Raw genomic sequence first — 21432 nt, 5'->3', positions numbered from 1 at the left:
AAATACTTTTGTCCACACCTTTATTTACCGGTAAGAATATAATGTAGCTATAAGAGTGTACAACCTATGTAAATAAAAATTGTCAACACTTAATTTACACATTAACCCAAATTCAAATAAAAGGAATGATTTCATGGTACAGGCGAAACTAGAACCGGAAGTTCTTGATATTTTAAAAGAAAAAATTCAATTAATCGAAACAGATGAGGGGGCAATTTACTTGGTTGGCCCCATTAAATTACCCGTTAATCTTCACGGAGAAACGGTTGTTTTCCAATGGTATTGCTGGTTAAATCGCTGCCAAGTAACCGAGAATTATCAAGAAGTTATTGATCAGCTGTCTTCCGCTAATTTGGCCGAGTACCAACAATCAAGCGTGCTTGTTTACGGGGATTTTAAAGAGGCAGATGACGCGCTCATTCGGATGCATTCCATTTGCCACACTGGAGACATATTTGGTAGTAAAAGATGCGATTGCGGTTATCAATTAAAACAATCCATGCAAAATATTGTCGATCATGGGACAGGGGCATTGTTTTATTTAGCTAATCATGAAGGCCGCGGAATCGGTTTATTCAGCAAGGCGATGGCGTACGTACTCCAGGAGAATGGTTACGATACAGTGGAAGCGAACGAAAGCCTCGGCTTTGTCGATGACTCTAGAAATTACGACGATGCTATTCGTGTTTTAAAGACACTTCGTACAAAACCAGTCAAGCTAATGACGAATAATCCAAAGAAACTGGAAGCAATGAAGAAGGCAGGTCTTCCTGTTTCAGGTCGTGAGCCATTATGGGGCGATCAATCAGAGTTCAACGAAAAGTATTTACAAACAAAAATTCAGCGCTCTGGACATCTAGAAGAAGGGAATCGCCCAAATGACTAACCATGAATTTTACATGAATTTGGCCCTAGAAAATGCACAAGCCATGAAGGGACAGACTGATCCAAATCCACTTGTCGGTGCAGTCATTGTCAATGAAAATCGAATCGTTGGGGTGGGTTCGCATTTGAAAGCTGGCGAACCACATGCTGAAATACACGCCATCCGAATGGCCGGCGAAAAGGCAAATGGTGGAACAATTTACGTCACCCTTGAGCCATGCTCACATACCGGTAGAACGGGACCATGCGCAAAAGCGATTGTTGAAGCGGGAATTAAAACCGTTGTCATTGCCACGCTCGATCCGAATCCAGTTGTGGCTGGAAACGGGGTTAAAATATTACAAGACACAGGAATTGAAGTCGTTATTGGTATATTAGAAGAAAAATCCCGAAGGATGAATGAAGTATTTAACAAATTCATCGTTGAACAGAGACCCTTCGTCACGATGAAAGCCGGAAGTACATTGGACGGTAAAATTGCTACACATACCGCTGACAGTAAGTGGATTACATCCCCCGAGGCAAGAAATGATGTGCATGTATTGCGCAATGAGAACATGGCCATTTTAGTCGGTGTCAATACGGTAATTGAGGATGATCCCGAACTAACAACAAGGATTCCAAATGGCAGAAATCCGGTTCGTATCATTTTAGATTCTACATTACGCATTCCACTCAATTCGAAGGTAGTGACTGATGGACAGGCGGAAACGTGGATCTTCACTGCACATACGTATAATGAAGATGCGAAGAAAAAGCTGGAAGGTAGAGGTGTGTTGATTTATCACACTTCCGGTATTAAACAGGTAGACACGGACGAAGTTCTTCAAATTCTCGGTGAAAAACTTGTTTCTTCCGTCTTGATTGAAGGTGGGGGTTCGATTCATGCCGCTTTCCTTGAAAGGCAACTTGTCGACAAGGTAGAAATTTATATAGCACCAAAATTAGTCGGAGGTACACAAGCGCCTACATTCCTGGAAGGGACAGGTGTTGAATTCATGCGTGATGCTGTAGATTTAGAAGACCTCCATATTACGCAAATAGGTAAGGATTTTAAGTTTACTGGCTATCCGAAATATACTAGACAACAAACTGAGGGTGATTAATATGAAGTTTGGTTTTGATATCGATGATACATTGATTAATCTAAGAGAGCATGCCTTTCATCTATACAATAAAAAATTGAATCAGGATGTGCATGTAGACCTCTTTCATGCGTTAGACAAGGTTGAAATCCATGAAATCTTCGGCATGACGAATGAAGAAGGCAGTAACATGTGGAATCGTTCACTCGAAGAAATCTACTATACATCGTGCCCACCTTACCCTGATGCTGTGGAAACATTACAACAGCTAGAAAAGGATGGCCATGAAGTCTACTATATTACGGCAAGGCCAAAAGAACATGGCGAGCGGACAATGGAATGGATGATTGAACAAGGCTTTCCCGTTCAGAAAGAACGATTTTTTTACGGGATGAATGACGAAGACAAGGTTCATATTATAAAAGAGTTTGAGCTTGACTATTATTTCGATGATAAGCCCGCAGTTCTTGAAACATTGAGAGATTGTCAGCTAAACGTGTTTGCGAAGGCTCAGTCCTACAATAAGCATTTAGCTATTCCACAAATCACAAATTGGTCTGAACTAGCCGATTTGCTCAACGAGAAATAACTGGCCACCATTTCTGGACATTTCCGGTTTACTTTCGGCAATAGATGGACGACAGTATAACAGCAGGAATCGTGTTGCCAGCAATGACTCCGTCATCGCTGGCAACACCGTTCTCGATTATCCTATTGTGCATCATTGCCTGTCGTAAACCTCCAATGCACAAATGAAAAGTACAGGTACTGGGAAAGAAAAGAAGTGATGAAATTGTTAAAGTGTGTAAGTTCCCGAAGATACAATTTCGGGAACTATTGCACATTGAACAAAGCATTTTTTCTTAACTTTTCTAAGAAAGTGACATGATTTAAAATAAGAATTGGAAACATGATAGGAATAGCAGTAGCCGCCAAAATTGCATCTTTGGCGGCTTTTATAAAGTTAGAAATCCTCTATTCTTTGTTCCCAAAAAGCATTGGTGCTTGGTGTAGTATTTCCTTTGGTTAGCGACGGATAAACGACCACCATACGATTATCGAAAAGAACGTATAGGGATGCGGCGAAGTCGCATCCCTATACGCAAAACAGTACGGTTATTGTATAGAAGTCGTTCAATCCAAAGCAAACCAAAATCGATTGATCACAGAGCACCTAGTATTGATTATGTTATTTTTTATCTTTTTCAAACAACACGATTAATGCGGGCAGTAGAATTCCACGAATTAAGAATGTATCTAGGAGAATCCCTATTGCTACGATAAATCCAAATGTGAACAACAATTGCATGGGTTGCGTCATAAGCACAGCGAAGGTAGCTGCAAGCAAAATACCTGCGGAAGAAATAACCCCACCTGTATTGGCCACTGCAATTTGAACGGATTCTTTTACTGAGTGTTTTTTACGCTCTTCCATAAATCTTGAGATTAAAATAATATTGTAATCTATTCCGAGTGCAACTAAGAATACGAATGAGTATAGCGGAACTCGATTACTAATCGTATCCAGATCAAAGAATAAATTAGCCAAGAACATCCCTAGACCTAATGCTGCTAAAAATGACAGCAAAATGGTTCCCATCATATAAATAGGCATCTTAAATGATTTTGTTAAGAAAATGAGCATGATGAATATGAGGATTGTTTCAAGTAACACAATGATTAATAAATCACGATCATTTACCGCTCGATCATCCACTTTAGTTGCCGTCTCCCCAGCAAAATGTAATTCTCCCCCTAGCTGACTATCCTGCACAAGGATTGCTGCATTCTCTCGCATGTTTTCTAGTGCATTCATTGATTCAACTGAGTAAGGGCTATCTTTAAACGTTAATTGATACTGAATAGCTAAACCATCCTCCGAGACTCCAGTTGGACGTACATTGTTTACGAAGTCTTGATTGGCTAACGTCTCCATTAAACTTGTTTGTGCTTCAGGTGTGACTTCATTCTTTGATTCAAATAAAACAGTTGTTGGGGCAAGGTCACCCTTTTCAAATTCCTTTTCAATTATCTCATAGCCTTCACGAGAAGGCATATCACTTGGGAAAGATTTGATCGTATCAAATTCATATTCCAGATTGAACATATTTAAAGCGGATACCAATAAAAAGACCAATATTGCTAATGCAGAAAAAATAGGTTTCTTCACAATAAATGAACCAATTCTGCTCCACAAAGTATTCGTTTTCACCTCTGTATCTCCAAATTTCGGAACTTTAGGCCAAAATGATTTTCTTCCGAAAAGTGTAAATAACGCAGGGATTAATGTAATGGTAGCGAGCATAATAACGAACATCGTCGTTCCGAAGATTGGTGCAAAGTTACGGTAATCACCGAACTCCGCGAAAAATAGAACAAGCATGGCAGCAAGTACAGTACCACCGGCAAAAAATACTGGGATTCCCGTTTCACGCATTGCCCACTTCATTGCATCATATTTACTATCATAGTTTTTCAGTTCTTCTCGATAACGTGAAAAAACAAATAAGGAATAGTCAATTGTGGCAGCAAATAATAAAATGGACATGATAGATGTCGATTGACTTGCTAAGTCTAATCCCGCTTTACCAAATAAACCGAGTATTTGGTTCACTACTTCATAAACAAATGCCGTAGCTAATAGAGGAATCAAAGCGAGTAACGGCGAACGATAAATAACAATCAATAATATCAAAATAATGCCAACCGTTGATAAAATTAATACAAGATCGGCTCTAGAAAATAAGTTTACAGTATCAATTGCAATTCCGGCAGGACCCGTCATATAAACTATCATGTCCGTTTGCTCTTGAACGATACCTTTTATCTTCTCTACACTGACCTCTAATTCTTTCGTATCTAACGATGGATCAAAACTTAAAGGGATGACCACTGTCTCTTTATTTTCCGAGAAAAAACTTGTGAGAGCCTGTGGTGGTAGACTACTAAAAGGTAGCATCTCTTTTAAACCATTGATTTCAGTAGCACCCACATTATCTAGTACCTCACCAATAACTTCTGGTTTAATTTCCCCATTTTCCGATTGCAGAACGAGAATGCCTGGAATACTTTCAGCACCTTTAAAGTGTTCATCAATCTTCTCTTTCGCAATAACAGATTGTGCATCGTCCGGTAGAGATTGGACACTCGACACTTTGTACTCACTCGCACTCGGAGCAAATACAGCCAGCAATACAGTAATTGCTAACCAAATTCCTAGTGTCATCCACATTCCCTTTTTTGTAGTGACAAAATCTGTGACGTGGCGTATGACCATCTTCATGATTTCACTCTCCAATAAACAAGGTTAGTGACACAAGTGTCACATTTATAATATTACCATTAAACATTAAAGGTGACACTTGTGTCAATTACTCATTTATGAACATACCGTGACATAATATTTCTTTTATGGAGGCAATCCATTCCTCTTTTGGAATACCAAAATGATTGGGTATTGCAATCGTTTGAAAGATCATTCCTAATAAAATCGCTGTCGGCAAATGACTTTTAATCACTTTTTCTTTTCTCCCTACATCGACAAATCCTTGGAATTGCTTATACATATCAACATAGTACTCACTTAGTCTAGATTGCGTAGCATCTTCTATCGTCCTTGTTGAATTGACCTGAATTTGTTTAATAATATCTAAAATATGATTGCTATTATTATACTCAAAAATAAAATCAATTAGCACTTGAAATTGAGTTTGAAAATCCGCCTCTTTATCAAGTGTATTAAACTCATTTAGAAAATGGTTCATCTCGAACATAAGAAATTCCGCTATTAGTTCATCTTTATTTTCATAATACTTATAGATACTTCCTCTAGATACGTTTAAAACAGTCGACAATTTACTAAAGGTAAATGAATCATAGCCATCTCTAATGAATATCACTTTAGTAGCAGCAAACAACTCCGCATCTGTAAATTTCCGTTCCCTTGCCATACTATTCACCTCACTACTTGCTTATCTATCTAGTATTGTACATAATATCTCCCTTCTAAACTATCCATAAAAAAACAACACGGCTGTTGATTAAATAAAAAATGACCTAATTAAATATTAGGCCGCTCTATATATAGACGCTTTTGGTCGCTTTCTTAAATTGAATAACTTCTATTTAAAATAACCGTGCTGTTTTTTGAATAGGGGTTGTCCAGCAAGTCAGTGAAACTGATTCCCTAGACAGCCCATTCTTAAGATTATTTTATCGGTCCTTTGGTAATCTCAGTCAGTTTAGAATTGATGGCAAATATTTTGGCGTTGACGTCTGTAACTCCGAAGCCAGCTAATCTTTTCGTGTGCATATCTAAATACTTTTCGGCTGTTTCTTTTGTTTCGAAAATATAAATTCCACCGGCTTCATTTGTTTCAGGGCTTTCCGTCCAAATTTTCCACATGAAGCCCTCTTCTTCATTGATGCTTTTTGCTAAATCAGTAAACGCCTCGGCCATTTCATCTCCGAATGGCCCATTCATTTTAAAATCTACTTGTAGTACGTATGCCATCGTCATTTCCCTCCAATTATTTAGTAGTTGTAAAGTAGGATTCCCCTAGAATTTCCTTTGTTTGATAGCTATCTGTTGTAAGCTCTTTTTCGATAAAAGAGTGAATATCTGATTGCTCAACATCATACATGACTTCAATTTCCTTAGAAAATAGTAATTTTTCTTTTTCAAGCAAGCTAGAAAGAGATGGTTGTTGTTTTGGTTGAAGATCTTCCTTGCCCAGCACTTGTTTTAATCCGTCAACATAGTATTCAAACGGACGTCCGCCAACAATTTTTACACCCTTATTTTCCTCATTCATCATAATAATTGTAGGAAAACCTCTGGCACCTAAATTTCTAACTAGAGCAAAATCTTCATTCAATAATTGTTGTCCAATTGGTTGTTCAGCTTCTTTAACAATCGCTTCCCCATCAAGACCCATTTTATTGACGATATCAATCAGAACGGATTCATCTGAAATATTTTTATTAAATGCAAAAAGTTCTTCTCTCGCACGACGCAAATAGTCAAATGCAATTGCATCATTATGATTTTTTTGGATCACTTTAAATACACGAGAGGCTGGGTAAGAGGATTGAACTGGATTATCAATCATTAAGCTACCGTCAATTGGCATTCTTGAGTGCTCTCCAACTTCCCTCCAGTGACCCGCAACGTCGGCTGGTTTATGAATTCCATTAGCAGGATCGATGGGTCCATCATGCCATTTTTCCAGTAACCCACCCATAACCGTGTGCATGTTGAAATGGTGACCATATTGCTCTGTAAAGCGACGGAATGTCGGTTCAATTGCCCAGCAATGAGAACAAATAGGGTCCGTCACATAATAAAGATTAATATTTTTTTCTGGTTGGTTAAAATCAATGATTTCCATTTCCTCTTCCCCTGCTACTCCACATACACCTGTTTCTAAATCACACATCATATTATTATTGTTCAATTTATGTCTCCTCATTTCTTTGAAAGTTAAGTATTTGCTTACAATTGAATTGTAGACCATAATTACAAGTACCAACACCAATAGTTCAGCGAAAATGTCGTTTATCCAACACATTGAAGAATCTGTTTGAAAAGTAGGAGGAGATTGGCATGACTCAACCAAAGACTGATCCTCGAGTTCAACGAACCCGCAAATTAATTATGGATTCTTTTATGGAGCTTTCGGGTGAAAAAGAATTTAAGGATATTACCGTTAAGGATATTACTGCTGAGGCTATGATTAATCGCGCCACGTTCTATTATCATTTTGAAGATATATACGACTTATTGGAAAAGGTATTATCAGAAGTTTTGTTAGTTAATTTAGATTTTGATTACTACCAAAATAACGAGTTAAATGAAGAAGTGTTGGTTGACATCTTTAAAGCCATCACAAATTTTCAAAAGTCATTATCCAATCGCTGTCATAGAGGATACGAAGATACCATTGCCCGTATCATTCGGGAACAGCTTGAAATCATTTTTTATAAAATGCTGTTAACACAACATAATTCTGAAGAAGATGAAGCACTAAAAGTAACGGCCGTCCTATTAAGCTGGGGAATGTATGGAGCTTCTGTAGAATGGAAAAGAAATAGTAAGCAGCTACCACCAGAGGAATTTATCAAATTAGCCATTCCTTATATTATTTCTGGGATAGATTTTGGGTCTACTAGCGAACAAATCTAACTTGATTCAGCAGAAGTCCTCCACTTCTATAAGTGGCAGGATGAATGCCAGAAAAGCATTTCAATCAGAGGAAGTTCAAAATCCCTGCTGATTCAAGTTAAGCCTCCGGCGGATGTTAGGGATTTTGAAGGGTGTTAATTGAGCAAGCTCAATTCAAAATCCCAACGCAATTACGCCGAGGCGCAATAGATTTAACGCTTATACAAAAGGGAGTGATTTGTCTTCACACACGACAATTCAGCTCCCTTTGTATATTCTTTCATTTTAGTTCAATTCTATATAGCTTATCATCATTTTCCTGTGGAGCACCACGCCCATCTGTATTATTCGTGATGAAATAAAGGTAATTATCTTCAATGAGCACATCCCGAATTCTACCGAGTTCAGTGATGACTTCCCATTGTTTACCTGTTTCAGGATTGAACCCTATTATTGCCGTTCCTCTCAATGCCGCCACGTACAAATTACCGTTATAATAGCCCATTCCAGATGGTGCCCAAGTTGCTTCCTCTCCGGAAGTGAATAGCGGCGAAACCATACCTTCTTGTTCCTCATGGCCTTCAATAGTCGGCCAACCGTAATTTTGACCGCCTTCTATTTGATTGATTTCATCATTTGCGGAGTTACCGTGCTCGCTTGCATATAGCGTACCGTCAGGCGACCAAGCAAGCCCTTGAGGATTTCGGTGCCCATAACTATAGATGTAAGAATTTTGAAATGGGTTATCGCTTGGAACAGACCCATCAAGATTCATTCTTAAAATTTTTCCACCTAATGAATCGGTATCTTGTGCTAGTCCAGGCTCAGATGCATCACCCGCCGTTGCGTACAGTTTTCCGTCAGGTCCAATTTTAAGTCTACCCCCATGATGATAGGAACCACTTGGGATTTTATCGAGAAGCAAATTCTCTTCCTGCCAACCATTATCCTCTAAGCGCAGTGTAATCATACGGTTAAATTGTCCGGCATTGTCTCGATATGTGTAATATGCATAGGCTCGATTCGATTCCAGAAAATCCGGGGCTAACACAAACCCTAATAACCCCGCCTCTGAAGCTGTCGCTAGTTCTTTCTCTAGTTCTACGCTTTGCCGTTCCGTTTCTCCATTTTCTATTTTCACGATATTTCCTGTTCTTTCCGTCATATAGAATGTACTGCCAACTTTAGCAATAGACCAAGGAGCCACAAGATTTTCTGCAATTATTGCTAGTTTTTGATTTTCCTGCTCATCCGTAGAACTTGTCCGTTCTTCCAAAGGATCTTGTTGTTCATTTTCGGAACATCCTGCGATGAGAAGGGTTGCTAACAAAGAGATTGCTAAAATTTTTTTCAAGTCCAATCACCTCAACCTTTCACAACAAATTAGTTAAATCATGTCGCAATTCCTGTAAGAATGCTTGACTTGCAGGTGATAATGCTTGGTTTTTCTTCCAAGCAAGATTTAAATTAGCTTTCAATGGCGGGGCGAATGGTACAAATTGAAGTGTTTGATTAGATGATGTATCGATCAATTGATCTAAACATAAAGCATACCCCAAACCTTCTTCGACCATAATTGCAGCGTTAAAAATAAGATTATAGGTTGCAACAATTGGGTTCTGGTTAATACTTCGACCAAGCCAACCAGAAAGCTGATTATCCACAATACTTTGACGGGATACTAGGAGTGGCTGATCGACGATGTCACTCGGATGTATAACATCCTTCTGCGCAAGTGGGCTATCGCGTCGCATGAGAATTCCCCAACGATCTTGATAAGGAAGTTTAATGAAGTCATATTGATTTTTGTCGGTAGGATCGATGAATACTCCAAAGTCGAGTAAGCCTTTTTCTAATCGTTCTGAAACATCATCTCCATTACCACTATAAAGGTGAAAGGTAATATTGGGATGCTTGGTTTGCAGTCTATGAAAAGTCTTCGCAATAATACGCATGCCTTCCGTCTCACCACAACCAATTGCAATTTCACCATGAATATCTTCAGAGGATTTACTTAGATTTTGTTCAGTTCGATCAACTAAAGCAAGTATTTCTTTCGCTTTTTGAAGTAAATAATGACCTGATTCTGTGAGTATAATTTCACGATTACCACGAATAAATAAAGTCGTTTCTAATCGTTCTTCCAATTCTTTGAGCTGGCGAGAAAGAGTCGGTTGCGTTAAATGCAGCGATTCAGCCGCTTTTGAAATGCTGCGCTCATTGGCCACAGCAATAAAATAGCGTAACACTCGAATTTCCATGTTAACCTCCTTTCCCATGCCCGATTGGCATACGAGTGCATTTGTTATAGGTATTTGTTTTCTTAATCATATCATTTTACAATTGAATAAATACAAAAAACATTAAAAGGTGGTTTATAAAAATGAATATGGATGATTTTATTGAGTTTTGTAAGCAAGGAAATCCAATAACAGGGGAGGATAAAGAATTACATGGGCTATTAATTCAAAATAGCTATGAAGCCATAAGGATAACGACGCAATTAAATACATCCTCTCATTCTAGAGAAGAAATCGTAGACATTTTTAGTGAACTTACGGGCAACAAAGTAGATCCTTCATTTATGTGTTTTCCACCATTTCATACAGACTTCGGCAAGAACATTACCTTTGGAAAAAATGTGTTTTTAAACACAGGGTGCTCATTCCAGGATAGGGGTGGAATTCGTATAGGGGACGGTTCAATGATTGGCATGAACGTCGCAATTGCTACACTTAATCACGGGTTGGATTTAGAGACGAGAAACACAACATTTCCCTCTCCAGTTGTCATTGGGAAGAATGTCTGGATTGGATCAAACGCAACAATCCTCCCCGGCGTGACGATTGGTGACAACTCTGTTGTGGCCGCAGGAGCAGTTGTCACAAAGGATGTTCCAGAAAACACTGTCGTTGCAGGCGTCCCTGCTAAATTTATGAAGGAAATAAAGTAATTGAAGAAGTTAAGTATCGCTTTAATTATTTTAACAATGATCGCCTTATTTTTCATAATTCTTTTCAGTCAAAAGGAAGTTTCACCCGATATCAAGGAGGAACCACAATTGCTTACAAGAAATGTAGAGAAAAAAATACGATTGGAATTTGCCGACAAAGAGATTTTAGTAATACTTAAAAACAATCCTTCCGCCAATGCATTTTATGATCGTCTTCCTTTAGAATTTGAATTCAAGGATTACACACACACTGAAAAAGTAACAGATTTAGTAAAGCCCTTACCTAAGCCAGAAGGTAATTTTGGCTATGAGCCGAACCTTGGAGATTTTGCCTACTATGCACCGTGGAATGGGCTTGCATTTTATTATAAGGATTTCCAATACTCTACTGGGCTTATTAAGTTAGGTGAAATTGTAAAAGGGTTAGACGACCTTACGAATATGGAAGGAATCGTCTTGGTATCAAAGGCAGATTAATGATAGCTTATAAAATAAACATTGAGGAGAATGTATGATGAGTAAATTATGGACAGAATTAAAAATTGGAAATATGATATTACCGCATCGTTTAGCAATGGCACCCATGACAAGAAGCCGCGCTTTAGCTGATGGCGTGCCTGGAGAACTTACCGCGGAATACTATGGACAACGCGCAAGTTTAGGTTTGATTATTAGTGAAGGGACACAGCCATCAGATGACGGTCAAGGGTATATGAACACGCCTGGAATTTATACAGAAGCACATATTGAAGGTTGGAAAAAGATCACTAGCCGTGTTCACGAGGAAGGCGGCCACATTTTTATACAACTCATGCATGTTGGACGTATCTCACATCCCGATAATACGCCCCATCACCGTCAGCCTGTCGCACCATCTGCTATTGCACCTAAAGTAGAGATGTTTACTGCTGAAGGAATGAAAGAGGCTCCAACTCCTAGGGCATTCAGCAAAGAGGAGATTAATGAAGTCATCCAAGAATTTCGTACAGCTGCTTCTGCTGCAATAAAAGCTGGAGCTGATGGTGTTGAAATACATGGTGCAAATGGTTATTTGATTCAACAATTTCTAAGTGAAAATGCAAATCAACGAAATGATGAGTATGGCGGCACGATTGAAAATCGAGCACGTTTTGCCATTGAAGTAACGAAAGCCGTTGTGGATGAGATTGGTGCAGATAAAACCGGATTTAGAATATCACCTTCTTCCACATTACATGACATTGAAGAGGGGGAATTTGGCCCTGATGTATACCGTTTCCTTGTTGCCGAATTAAAAAAATTGGATTTAGCTTATCTTCATGTCATGCATGTCGGTAATGAGCCATTGTTAAAAGAACTTCGTCAGTTATGGTCAAATCCATTGCTCGTCAACCGAGCTGGACGCCCCCTTGAGCAACTTACAACAGATCTCGATCATGACTTAGCAGATGTGGTTCCTGTAGGCAGCTGGGCGCTTGCGAATCCAGATTTTGTAGAGAGAATCAAGAATAATGCTTCCCTTAATGATCCAGATCGTAATACGTTTTACGGTGGCGGTGCTGAGGGGTATACGGATTATCCGTTTTTAAGTAAATAATTAAATTCATAAAAAGTCACTCAAACAAACACGTTAATTCGAATAAACGTGTTTGTTTGAACTTTCACGAGTGACCGAGTGACTATGAAATAAGAAGAGACAGGAAAAATAACATTTCCCTGTCTCTTCTTCGTTAAAATTAATCAATCGTGCCTCGGCGTGACATCCGCCGGAGGCTTTAACTTAATTCAGCCAGGGTTGAACCCCTGCTGAATTAAGTTAACATGCTTTGTCAGCTCAACAATTACACATCTACACGTTGAAAAAATTGTGGCAAGTGTTCTTTATGTGCTTCCAGCATTTCATCCAAAATGGCTTTTCCAACTGTATCTGATGGAACGAGAGGATTGATTGTCATGGCAAGCAGTGCTGTGTCATAGTTTCCTGTCACTGCCGCCTCGGCTGCCACTCGTTCAAAAGATTTGATTTGCTGTACTAAACCTCTAACTGCAACTGGCAAATCGCCAACACTTAATGGAATTGGACCTTCTTTAGTAATCACACAACTAATCTCAACAGCGGAGTCAAATGGTATACTAGCAATGGCCCCATTATTGATGGTATTAACCGGCTGAATATCTCGTTTATCATTATAGATCGATGAAATTAAACGAACAGCCGCATCACTATAATACGCTCCGCCTCGTTCCTCTAACTGAGGTGGTTTAATTGCTAAATTAGGGTCTTTATATAGCTCAAACAATTCTTCTTCAAGCTTTTTCACGACTTCCGCTCTCGTTGTACCATTTTTAAAGTTTTCTAGCTCCTTTTGCAGCATGTCATCTTTTTTATAATAGTACAGATGATAAGGGCAAGTTAGTACATTTAGGGCACGAATAAATTCTGGTTCCCATCCTTGCCCTTTCACGTTTTTAACAAAGCTACTATTTTCCGGATCAGCGATCAGTTCAATGACTCGTTCTTTTACACTAACCCCATCTAGATAAACATCCAATCCATATACCATATGATTTAAACCAGCAAAATCGATACGGATGCGCGAATGATCGACATCTAAAAGTTTTGTAACTCCCATCTCAATGCCGATCGGAACATTACATAATCCAACGATTTTCTTATGATCTGTATACCTAAGAACAGCTTCTGTCACCATGCCTGCTGGATTTGTAAAGTTTATCAACCAGGCGTCCGGACATAATTCCTTAATATCTTTAATGATATCTAAAATGACCGGAATCGTACGCAATCCTTTTAAAAGCCCACCTGGCCCATTTGTTTCTTGTCCTAGTACGCCATGGCTTAACGGAATTCTTTCATCTTTTGCACGCGCATCTAGCAAACCTACACGAAATTGTGTCGTAACAAAATCGGCATCCTGTAAAGCTTCTTTTCGGTTGAGTGTTAAATGGACTTGAATCGGCAGACCTGCTTTTTCTATCATTCTTTTCGCAAGGTTCCCGACGATTTCTAATTTTTCCTTACCCGCTTCTATATCCACCAACCACAATTCCCTGACAGGCAATTCATCATATCTTTTAATAAACCCTTCAACTAATTCCGGAGTATAGCTTGAACCTCCACCAATCGTGACAATTTTAATCCCTTTACTCATTGTCCATCCTCCTAAAAGTTAATTATAAAGACTATACTATGAGGAAAAAGAGCAATAAGATATAGCTGAGGAGGCGTTAGATTTGTTTTTCAATGAAAGATATTTGTTTCTCGAAAGTAACACTGCGTTTCCCGCGTGATGTATAGTAGAAGATAAAGGAAAACAGATGAGGAGTGAGGAGCCTTTGTTTACAAACGAAGTAATCACGACATTCAACGAACTTGAGATGTTACTTTATAAATACATCATGAAAAACAAGGAAAAGGTTGTTTATATGCGGATACGTGACCTTGCTGACGAAGCGCATGTTTCCACTTCAACAATCATGCGTTTTTGTAGAAAATTACATTGCGAGGGCTTCTCAGAATTCAAGGTAAAACTTAAGCTTTTAATTGATATAAAGCCTACCCCAGCCATTAAAAGCAACGAGTATGTATTAGCGGAGTTTTTTGAGCGGACTCAAAATAAGAAGTTCCTGGCTAAGTTAGAGAATGCAGCAAGTATTATTGCTAAAACAGAGACAATCATTTTTATCGGATTTGGTAGTTCAGGAACATTCGCTGAATATGGTTCAAGGTATTTTTCAAGCGTGGGTAAGTTCTCCATGTATATAAAAGATTGGTTTGTGCCCATTCATACCGACTTGAATAGTAGTATCACGATTGCTCTTTCCGTTTCAGGAGAAAGTGCTTTTACTTTGTCTCACGTTCAAAAGTTAAAGGAGCAGGGCAGTAAGATTTTAAGTATTACCAACAATGAACAATCCACTATGGCAAAACTAGCTGATATTAATATTTCCTATTATGTAACGGAGGAGTGGATTGGGAGTATGAATGTCACTACGCAAATTCCTGTTGTTTTTATATTGGAGGAAATGGCACGAAAGGTGTATGAAATAAATAGGGAGGCGCAGGAATAGATCCACTCTCTAAAGCATTACCCTTGAATTGAATCAAAATTTGTGTATAATCGAGGGTAATTGCATAAGCAAAATGTTTTCTAGGGTTCCGTAACGAGTTTTTTAGTCTGGTCCGAGAGAAAACTCATAGCTCTGCTATGCCACGGAAGGATAAAAGCCTGGGAGAAACTGTTTAACAGTTGTCTCTTAGGCTTTTTCTCGTTTTCCGGGGTAAGAATAAAATTGGAGGTGTTGTTTGCATGAATGCAAACTGGGTGAAAGTGATTATCGCTGCTTTTTTTGAAGTTTTTTGGGTCATTGGATTAAAGCATGCGGATGATTTCTGGGCTTGGACTGGAACCATTATTGCGATTATCATTAGTTTTTACTTAATGATTATGGCTGGAAGAGAATTACCCGTTGGAACCGTCTATGCGGTTTTTGTAGGTCTGGGCACTGCCGGAACCGTTTTTTCGGACACCCTATTTTTTGACGAACCGTTTCAACTCGCAAAAGTGCTGTTGATTTTAGTTTTATTAGCTGGGGTAATCGGTTTGAAATTAGTGACAAAAGACACCGTTGAAGAAGGGGTTGAATCATAATGGCTTGGGTTTCTTTAATTGTTGCAGGGCTGTTTGAAATGTTTGGTGTATTAATGATCAATAAATTGCACAATGATCGAAATTGGCAATCAGTGCTATTTCTAATTCTTGGATTTGGCGCAAGTTTTATGTTTCTTGCCTATGCCATGAAAACATTACCGATGGGGACTGCATATGCTATTTGGACAGGAATTGGTGCATCTGGTGGAGCAATTTTAGGCATGATTTTTTATGGCGAATCAAAAGAATGGAAAAGAATCATTTTCATTGCCATGGTATTGGGGGCAGTAGTTGGTTTAAAGCTCGTCTCGTAAACACACTGGTGGGAAAGTTGATTTTCCGCCAGTGTGTTTTAATCTGCATCATTGTGTTTGATGCAAAATAAAAGGACAGGGTTATGAAACGAAAAAGTACATAACGTTGCAACAAGAATTTAACAAAAAGAAAGGAAGTACTACATCAGTAATACTCCCCTTTTGGTTGACATCGGTCTTCTGCCCGAATCATTGTGAGAGGTATCCTCCAAGCGCCAAGCGTTACTAGTAGGATTCTTTAGTTCAACATATATAGTATCCATCGCTCCAATGAAAAGATACGATTTCAATTATTTAGTAACTATTACTGTTTTGGTAGAGATCCAAAACATCATACTTATTTATCTTTTTTTAGCTTTTCGTTCATCACTTTGGCCATTTGCTCAGAATTTATGCCCTTTTCCTCATAGAGTTTAGTAACAATATTATGATAGTCTTCTTCATTCCGATTTTGACTTAGTTTATTCGCCGCTTGAATTTCCTGTACTTTAATCTTAAATCCAACAATCCCTTTTATTTGTTTTTTAGTTTGTGAAGAAAGATTTTCCCATACTACCGCATTCTCTCGATGATGTTCATATTTTTTTAATAATAATCTAAGGTCTTCTTCTAGCTCTTGTTCACTCATAATACTAGCTGTTCCATATACATGGACAGCTTGATAATTCCATGTGGGTACATTTTCATCTTTATACCAAGATGATGAAATGTAAGCATGCGGTCCTTGAAATATAACGAGGACATTTTCATTCTCAACCCCGAACGTTCTCCACTGGGGGTTTCCATAAGCCATATGTCCATTAATATAGAACTCATCACCTTGCTTATGTAACGCCAAGGGTAAATGGGTGGCAATTGGTGTTCCTTGTTTTGTTGTCACAAGCGTACCAAAAGAGTTTTCCTGAATAAATCCTTGGATTTCATCAAAATCTGTCACTTTAAAATGTTTAGGGATATACATGATAATCTGCCTTTCAAAAGACTATTTGAGTTTTTTGGTCATTATAAAGTCTGCTTGTTCTTCGTTGCCCATACAAAAAGAATGAGTTACTGTTTGGATAAAACCCTACTCTTTTAATTTAAAAATAGCACGTCTTAACTTAAGTCAATGAAACCTTTTACCCCTCCGATTAATTGTAACATTCAAAAACTCGATGATGAAATTTTGTCACTTGGGTGATCGAGAACATGGTTGCAACACCATTTACTATTGTAATGTAAGCACTGCTCGCTTATATTATTTTTGGATAACGCAAAAAGCACGAACACCTCTGGTTGGGGCAATTCAATTTTATGGCATGGAGGTTCAAGCAATCTCACAATTTTATGGCTTTACCCAAATTGAAAACCGTGGAAAGGCCTTAGCGAAGATTTTATATCCGATTTAAAAAATCTACATGGGCTCAACAAACCACATTTTAATTTATTAAAATCATTAAGAAACCATCTTAATTAATGTGGAGATTTAAGGACTTTATGTAGATTTTTTTGTGGCTACTACCATCGTTTTTTTGTCATTTAAAGTGCTAGACTAGTAGTTGCAGCAAAATATAGCGGATGGGCGGTTGGCGCTCCCTTTTAAGGTGAGGCAGACTAAGAACGTCGCGTCCTGCGGCAACGTCTTCATGACCCACTTCATGTGGGCCCGTGTTTATATGGCGACTTATGATGCAATGAATATGCGATTCCAATTTGGCATATTTCTCGCAACAGCAGCAACAGCTGTTATTGCGATGCTTGCTCTTTACACCAATAGAAAAAAGTAATCACCCTCCGCTACCGACTAAGTATGCAGTTGGAAACGATCCCACTAATATGCGATAATACAACTAGCAGAACTAACGTTTCATCGCAAAGAAAAGAGGTGTTTCCATGAAAATGGTCATCCTTTTGTGTGGATGATAAGGGTCAAAGCTACAGCATAACCTCCAAAATGCTATGAAAAACCTTGTTTAGTAAGAAGCGAAGGTTATATTTACGATAGACTTCTCAAACAAAATAGTCGAGGATAAAAAGATACTTGCTAATATTGAGATTCGGATCATTTCCTTAGTGGGATTGCAACAGTAGATGAGGATACAGATATATAAGAAGAATACCCAGACGTTTGATTACGAATATATTCGGGTCTTTGAAAAGGTGGCGTTTAGTTTGACTTTACAACAATTAAAATATGCATTAGAAGTAGCTAGTAAGCGATCCATGAATGAGGCAGCAAAGAGTTTATTCATCTCCCAGCCAAGTTTGTCGAATGCGATTAAGGAATTAGAGAAGGAAATAAAAATTACCATATTCATTAGAACGAATAGAGGCGTTACGGTTTCTAATGAAGGAGCTGAATTTTTAGGCTATGCTAGGCAGGTATTACAGCAGTTTAACATGCTCGAAGAAAAATATATGAGTGAAAAGCCAGCCAAACAACATTTTTGTATTTCAACACAGCATTATACTTTTGCAGCCAATGCTTTTGTGGAACTTGTAAAAGAATTTGGGGCTTCTGAATATGAGTTTACACTTCGTGAAACGAAAACATATGAAATCATTGAAGATGTTAAAAATTTACGAAGTGAGTTGGGGATTATTTATTTAAGTAACTACAATGAATCAGTATTATTAAAACTGTTAAGAGAAAGAAACATAATTTTTTCAGAACTATTCACTACAAAACCCCATGTATTTATTCATAAAAGACATCCATTAGCCGAAAAAGAATCTATTGATTTGGATGAATTAGATGATTATCCATGCCTATCTTTTGAGCAAGGAGAGTATAATTCTTTTTACTTTTCAGAAGAAATTTTAAGTACACGAAGTGTAAAGAAAAGTATCAAAGTAAGTGACAGAGCAGCCATTGTTAATTTCATGATTGGTCTTAATGGGTATACCATTTCCTCCGGAGTTTTCCCTACATATCTTCATGGCGATGAAATTATTGCAGTACCTCTTAATGTAGATGAAGTCATACGGGTTGGAACAATAAAGCATAGAGATGTCACACTAACGGGGCTTGGCGAACTATATTTGGATGCCTTAAAAAAGATTGCACAGGAATTATAAATGAAAATGGACGTGACTCTCAGCTTGATATAGTTATTACCTATATCAAGATATATATTTTTAATATTATGCTATATCAAAACCATTCATTATACTTTAAATGACTAAAGAAATAATAAGTTGAATGATGGAAAGAAGAGTGAATTTTGATATGGGCGTTCAAACATTATTGTCATTTGCTATATACGTTATAATAAATGCCTTTACACCGGGACCCGGAAATATCCTAGCATTAAATACAATGACCAACTACGGATGGAAAAGAGGGAAACCTTTATTCTTCGGGATCTTTATCGGTTACTTTTTTGTACAAACAGTATGTGCAGTATTTATTTTCGGGTTAGAGAGCTTCATAAATCCACTAATGTCTGTCCTTAAATATGCAGGAACTATTTATATTTTATGGCTTGCCTATCAGGTCGCCATTAGTAAGCCTGACAATAAAACTGCTGGGAAACAACCTTCTTTTTTGACTGGTTTTGTTTTGCAAATTGTTAATGTGAAGATATTTTTATTTGGCATAACTTCTCTAACAGGATACGTTGTTCCATATTATTCATCATTTGGATGGCTGTTATTTTTTGAAATAATCATTGCCACAATAGGTACGATTGCTACCTTAACTTGGATACTTTTTGGGGGGGTATTTCAAAAGACCTATTTCAAACATTTCCGAGTAATAAATAGTATATTGGCGTTATTACTCCTGCAATGTGCGGTCGGACTTTTATTACAGTAAAGAAGAATGTAAAGGTGCACAGTCACCCAAACTTAAAGGTATTTTATCTTGTTCAATATTTTGGGTTAGCACCTGTAGGTAGTATTCGGTTAAGATACTTAGTGAATAATGATCAATAAACTAACAAGGGCAGACATTTATAAACGTCTGCCCTTTCTCCACTACTAAGAGTAGAGAACTACCAATTTCATTATTTCATTTAGTTTTTTCTTTTCCAATTGAATCAATAACTACTCCAAATATTCCTCCACTCACTAATCCAAAAATAATAATTGAGGCCCAGTTGTCGAATGAAAAGTAGCCAACTAATGTCATACTAACAATCGTCAAAAAAACGATATAATATTTTTCGACAAAATTACCCTTTTTAATTTTCTTGTCCATAGATGAAACCATTTTTTCATCTCCTCTCAGTAACTGATCTAAAGAGATATTTAATTCGTCAGAAAGCTTCACTAGAAGTTGAATATCGGGATAATTTCTTCCCACTTCCCAATTTGAAATTGCTGCTCTTGTTACATTTAATCGTTTAGCAAGTTCTTCTTGAGTAATATTCAATTCTGTTCTTCTTTTTTTTATTTCCTGCCCAATTTCCACTAAATATCTCCTCCTAGATTTATCTAATCACGCTTACTCTTTATTTACTAGAAAGGAATTCTTTCATCTTTATAAATAGCACGCTAGAATCTGTGTCATCCTTGCCCCAATCGTATTTGCAACCTTTTTTTCCTGAACAATTATCTCGGATAAATTTGAAATCCTACATACCAATCTTCATAACAGTTCGGTGCCAGTCACTCAAACACTTCTCAAAAGTATACACTAACCACCCATCCTTAATTTGGAAACCTCCTTAATTTATGCGATACTATGACTATAAGAACGAACGTTTCATCGTGAAAAAGAAATGAGGTGTACTCATGAAAACGGTCATCCTTGCTGAAAAACCATCCCAAGCAAAAGCCTACGCGGATGCATTTACTGTGACAAGTCGGCAAAAAACACATATTGAACTCGCGCAAAGTCAACTATTTCCGCATGGCGCAATTATCACATGGGGCATTGGCCATCTCGTTGAATTAAAAGAACCGAAAGCCTATGACAAAAAGTGGACTCGCTGGACGCTTAATAGTTTACCGATTTTACCGGAACGCTATGAATTTCAAATTGCTAAGGGGAAGTATGCCCAGTTTCAAGCTGTGAAGAAGTTCATACTTGCGGCAGATACGGTCATTAACGCCTGTGACCTCGATATATCTCTATAAAATAATGTGTACATAATAAATATTCTTATCCATATTAAGGTATTCCCTAGATATCTCGTTAAATTTTGAATCGCACGTAAATAAAAAATGCACATAACCAGATTTAATCGCCGGATTTATGTGCATTTCAAAAAAGATAACGACTTAAAGGGGATTGATAAAAAGTAATCTTCTCCCTGTATTATTCACCAACCAACACAAAACCCCACCGAAAAGCGATTATGTCAGCTTTTTAGTGGGATTCTTATTTTCACTTAAAAAATGAAAAAAGAATCCGTTTCTGTTATGGTTAGATCGACCAAGAACTAACCAATAGAAAGGA

General features: G+C 37.8%; 22 protein-coding genes and 1 riboswitch. Of the genes, 13 read left to right on the top strand and 9 right to left on the bottom strand.

All coding sequences use genetic code 11. The annotated features are described in order from the left end of the window. Positions 1–133 precede the first annotated feature (133 nt). From MKZ10_RS03355 to MKZ10_RS03345, 3 genes are read left to right on the top strand one after another with little or no spacing between them, the layout of a single operon-like run. Positions 134–886 (top strand): GTP cyclohydrolase II, encoded by a 753-nt coding sequence (locus MKZ10_RS03355; protein WP_342507849.1) that lies wholly within the window; start codon positions 134–136, stop codon positions 884–886. Further along, a complete protein-coding gene (gene ribD / locus MKZ10_RS03350) occupies positions 879–1991 on the top strand; it encodes a bifunctional diaminohydroxyphosphoribosylaminopyrimidine deaminase/5-amino-6-(5-phosphoribosylamino)uracil reductase RibD (protein ID WP_342507847.1) in 1113 nt (370 codons plus the stop codon). The genes MKZ10_RS03355 and ribD overlap by 8 nt, the downstream gene beginning before the upstream one ends. 1 nt (position 1992) lies before the next feature. After that, entirely contained in the window at positions 1993–2559 is a 567-nt protein-coding gene (locus MKZ10_RS03345) for an HAD family acid phosphatase (RefSeq protein ID WP_342507845.1), read from the top strand. Positions 2560–3159: 600 nt separating this feature from the next. On the opposite strand, the gene MKZ10_RS03340 is transcribed toward MKZ10_RS03345, so the two are convergent. From MKZ10_RS03340 to MKZ10_RS03325, 4 genes are all read right to left on the bottom strand, one after another. After that, the gene (locus MKZ10_RS03340) at positions 3160–5253 is read right to left on the bottom strand and encodes an MMPL family transporter (protein ID WP_342507843.1); all 2094 of its coding nucleotides are present in this window, start codon (positions 5251–5253) and stop codon (positions 3160–3162) included. An 88-nt stretch (positions 5254–5341) separates the two neighbouring features. Continuing rightward, complete coding sequence (locus MKZ10_RS03335) at positions 5342–5920, bottom strand: TetR/AcrR family transcriptional regulator (RefSeq protein WP_342507842.1); 579 nt, start codon at positions 5918–5920, stop codon at positions 5342–5344. 257 nt (positions 5921–6177) lie between these two features. Then, positions 6178–6483: a monooxygenase gene (locus MKZ10_RS03330; protein ID WP_342507840.1), complete on the bottom strand. Its 306-nt coding sequence runs from the start codon at positions 6481–6483 to the stop codon at positions 6178–6180. 16 nt (positions 6484–6499) lie between these two features. After that, positions 6500–7426: a DsbA family protein gene (locus MKZ10_RS03325; protein WP_342507838.1), complete on the bottom strand. Its 927-nt coding sequence runs from the start codon at positions 7424–7426 to the stop codon at positions 6500–6502. A gap of 149 nt (positions 7427–7575) precedes the next feature. Between MKZ10_RS03325 and MKZ10_RS03320 the strand changes: the two genes are divergently transcribed. Further along, on the top strand, positions 7576–8154 hold the full coding sequence (locus MKZ10_RS03320; protein WP_342507836.1) for a TetR/AcrR family transcriptional regulator: 579 nt from the start codon (positions 7576–7578) through the stop codon (positions 8152–8154). 259 nt (positions 8155–8413) lie between these two features. On the opposite strand, the gene MKZ10_RS03315 is transcribed toward MKZ10_RS03320, so the two are convergent. Together MKZ10_RS03315 and MKZ10_RS03310 are read right to left on the bottom strand one after the other, a co-directional pair. Further along, entirely contained in the window at positions 8414–9487 is a 1074-nt protein-coding gene (locus MKZ10_RS03315; protein ID WP_342507834.1) for a sorbosone dehydrogenase family protein, read from the bottom strand. A 19-nt stretch (positions 9488–9506) separates the two neighbouring features. After that, on the bottom strand, positions 9507–10394 hold the full coding sequence (locus MKZ10_RS03310; protein WP_342507832.1) for a LysR family transcriptional regulator: 888 nt from the start codon (positions 10392–10394) through the stop codon (positions 9507–9509). A gap of 122 nt (positions 10395–10516) precedes the next feature. Here MKZ10_RS03310 and MKZ10_RS03305 point away from each other — a divergent pair, with 122 nt between their 5' ends. From MKZ10_RS03305 to MKZ10_RS03295, 3 genes are all read left to right on the top strand, one after another. After that, entirely contained in the window at positions 10517–11086 is a 570-nt protein-coding gene (locus MKZ10_RS03305; protein ID WP_342507830.1) for a sugar O-acetyltransferase, read from the top strand. A gap of 108 nt (positions 11087–11194) precedes the next feature. Next, entirely contained in the window at positions 11195–11563 is a 369-nt protein-coding gene (locus tag MKZ10_RS03300; RefSeq protein ID WP_342507827.1) for a cyclophilin-like fold protein, read from the top strand. A 37-nt stretch (positions 11564–11600) separates the two neighbouring features. Then, positions 11601–12662: an alkene reductase gene (locus tag MKZ10_RS03295; protein WP_342509985.1), complete on the top strand. Its 1062-nt coding sequence runs from the start codon at positions 11601–11603 to the stop codon at positions 12660–12662. 244 nt (positions 12663–12906) lie between these two features. Here the strand turns inward: MKZ10_RS03295 and MKZ10_RS03290 are convergent, their stop codons facing one another. Further along, a complete protein-coding gene (locus MKZ10_RS03290) occupies positions 12907–14235 on the bottom strand; it encodes a 6-phospho-beta-glucosidase (protein WP_342507825.1) in 1329 nt (442 codons plus the stop codon). 184 nt (positions 14236–14419) lie between these two features. Between MKZ10_RS03290 and MKZ10_RS03285 the strand changes: the two genes are divergently transcribed. The 3 genes from MKZ10_RS03285 to MKZ10_RS03275 all read left to right on the top strand — a co-directional run bounded on the left by MKZ10_RS03285 (position 14420) and on the right by MKZ10_RS03275 (position 16049). Beyond that, positions 14420–15154: a MurR/RpiR family transcriptional regulator gene (locus MKZ10_RS03285; protein WP_342507823.1), complete on the top strand. Its 735-nt coding sequence runs from the start codon at positions 14420–14422 to the stop codon at positions 15152–15154. Positions 15155–15223: 69 nt separating this feature from the next. Then, positions 15224–15321: riboswitch (guanidine-I (ykkC/yxkD leader) on the top strand. Positions 15322–15393: 72 nt separating this feature from the next. After that, positions 15394–15735 carry a multidrug efflux SMR transporter gene (locus MKZ10_RS03280; RefSeq protein WP_342507821.1) on the top strand — a complete coding sequence of 114 codons (342 nt, stop codon included), beginning with the start codon at positions 15394–15396 and terminating at the stop codon, positions 15733–15735. Beyond that, the gene (locus MKZ10_RS03275; RefSeq protein ID WP_342507819.1) at positions 15735–16049 is read left to right on the top strand and encodes a multidrug efflux SMR transporter; all 315 of its coding nucleotides are present in this window, start codon (positions 15735–15737) and stop codon (positions 16047–16049) included. The genes MKZ10_RS03280 and MKZ10_RS03275 overlap by 1 nt, the downstream gene beginning before the upstream one ends. A gap of 337 nt (positions 16050–16386) precedes the next feature. Here MKZ10_RS03275 and MKZ10_RS03270 read toward each other — a convergent pair whose 3' ends face one another. After that, the gene (locus MKZ10_RS03270) at positions 16387–17010 is read right to left on the bottom strand and encodes an FMN-binding negative transcriptional regulator (RefSeq protein WP_342507817.1); all 624 of its coding nucleotides are present in this window, start codon (positions 17008–17010) and stop codon (positions 16387–16389) included. Positions 17011–18200: 1190 nt separating this feature from the next. On the opposite strand from MKZ10_RS03270, the gene MKZ10_RS03265 reads away from it, so the two are divergent. Together MKZ10_RS03265 and MKZ10_RS03260 are read left to right on the top strand one after the other, a co-directional pair. Then, a complete protein-coding gene (locus tag MKZ10_RS03265; protein ID WP_342507815.1) occupies positions 18201–19106 on the top strand; it encodes a LysR family transcriptional regulator in 906 nt (301 codons plus the stop codon). A 151-nt stretch (positions 19107–19257) separates the two neighbouring features. Then, on the top strand, positions 19258–19845 hold the full coding sequence (locus tag MKZ10_RS03260; protein ID WP_342507813.1) for a LysE family transporter: 588 nt from the start codon (positions 19258–19260) through the stop codon (positions 19843–19845). A 195-nt stretch (positions 19846–20040) separates the two neighbouring features. On the opposite strand, the gene MKZ10_RS03255 is transcribed toward MKZ10_RS03260, so the two are convergent. Then, positions 20041–20442, bottom strand: a complete 402-nt coding sequence (locus tag MKZ10_RS03255) for a helix-turn-helix transcriptional regulator (protein WP_342507811.1) — start codon at positions 20440–20442, stop codon at positions 20041–20043. 323 nt (positions 20443–20765) lie between these two features. Here MKZ10_RS03255 and MKZ10_RS03250 point away from each other — a divergent pair, with 323 nt between their 5' ends. Further along, positions 20766–21110, top strand: a complete 345-nt coding sequence (locus MKZ10_RS03250) for a toprim domain-containing protein (protein WP_342507809.1) — start codon at positions 20766–20768, stop codon at positions 21108–21110. Positions 21111–21432 lie beyond the last annotated feature (322 nt).

Source organism: Sporosarcina sp. FSL K6-2383 (assembly GCF_038618305.1).
Taxonomy (GTDB): Bacteria; Bacillota; Bacilli; order Bacillales_A; family Planococcaceae; genus Sporosarcina.
The sequence above is the reverse complement of the archived record's forward strand: the minus strand, read 5'-3'. Positions and strand labels throughout refer to the sequence as shown.

Excerpts from the sequence above, each read along its gene's own strand:
- MKZ10_RS03355 (WP_342507849.1), top strand. The coding sequence starts at position 134 with ATGGTACAGGCGAAACTAGAACCGGAAGTTCTTGATATTTTAAAAGAA.
- ribD (WP_342507847.1), top strand. The coding sequence starts at position 879 with ATGACTAACCATGAATTTTACATGAATTTGGCCCTAGAAAATGCACAA.
- MKZ10_RS03345 (WP_342507845.1), top strand. The coding sequence starts at position 1,993 with ATGAAGTTTGGTTTTGATATCGATGATACATTGATTAATCTAAGAGAG.
- MKZ10_RS03340 (WP_342507843.1), bottom strand. The coding sequence starts at position 5,253 with ATGAAGATGGTCATACGCCACGTCACAGATTTTGTCACTACAAAAAAG.
- MKZ10_RS03335 (WP_342507842.1), bottom strand. The coding sequence starts at position 5,920 with ATGGCAAGGGAACGGAAATTTACAGATGCGGAGTTGTTTGCTGCTACT.
- MKZ10_RS03330 (WP_342507840.1), bottom strand. The coding sequence starts at position 6,483 with ATGGCATACGTACTACAAGTAGATTTTAAAATGAATGGGCCATTCGGA.
- MKZ10_RS03320 (WP_342507836.1), top strand. The coding sequence starts at position 7,576 with ATGACTCAACCAAAGACTGATCCTCGAGTTCAACGAACCCGCAAATTA.
- MKZ10_RS03310 (WP_342507832.1), bottom strand. The coding sequence starts at position 10,394 with ATGGAAATTCGAGTGTTACGCTATTTTATTGCTGTGGCCAATGAGCGC.
- MKZ10_RS03305 (WP_342507830.1), top strand. The coding sequence starts at position 10,517 with ATGAATATGGATGATTTTATTGAGTTTTGTAAGCAAGGAAATCCAATA.
- MKZ10_RS03295 (WP_342509985.1), top strand. The coding sequence starts at position 11,601 with ATGAGTAAATTATGGACAGAATTAAAAATTGGAAATATGATATTACCG.
- MKZ10_RS03290 (WP_342507825.1), bottom strand. The coding sequence starts at position 14,235 with ATGAGTAAAGGGATTAAAATTGTCACGATTGGTGGAGGTTCAAGCTAT.
- MKZ10_RS03280 (WP_342507821.1), top strand. The coding sequence starts at position 15,394 with ATGAATGCAAACTGGGTGAAAGTGATTATCGCTGCTTTTTTTGAAGTT.
- MKZ10_RS03275 (WP_342507819.1), top strand. The coding sequence starts at position 15,735 with ATGGCTTGGGTTTCTTTAATTGTTGCAGGGCTGTTTGAAATGTTTGGT.
- MKZ10_RS03270 (WP_342507817.1), bottom strand. The coding sequence starts at position 17,010 with ATGTATATCCCTAAACATTTTAAAGTGACAGATTTTGATGAAATCCAA.
- MKZ10_RS03260 (WP_342507813.1), top strand. The coding sequence starts at position 19,258 with ATGGGCGTTCAAACATTATTGTCATTTGCTATATACGTTATAATAAAT.
- MKZ10_RS03250 (WP_342507809.1), top strand. The coding sequence starts at position 20,766 with ATGAAAACGGTCATCCTTGCTGAAAAACCATCCCAAGCAAAAGCCTAC.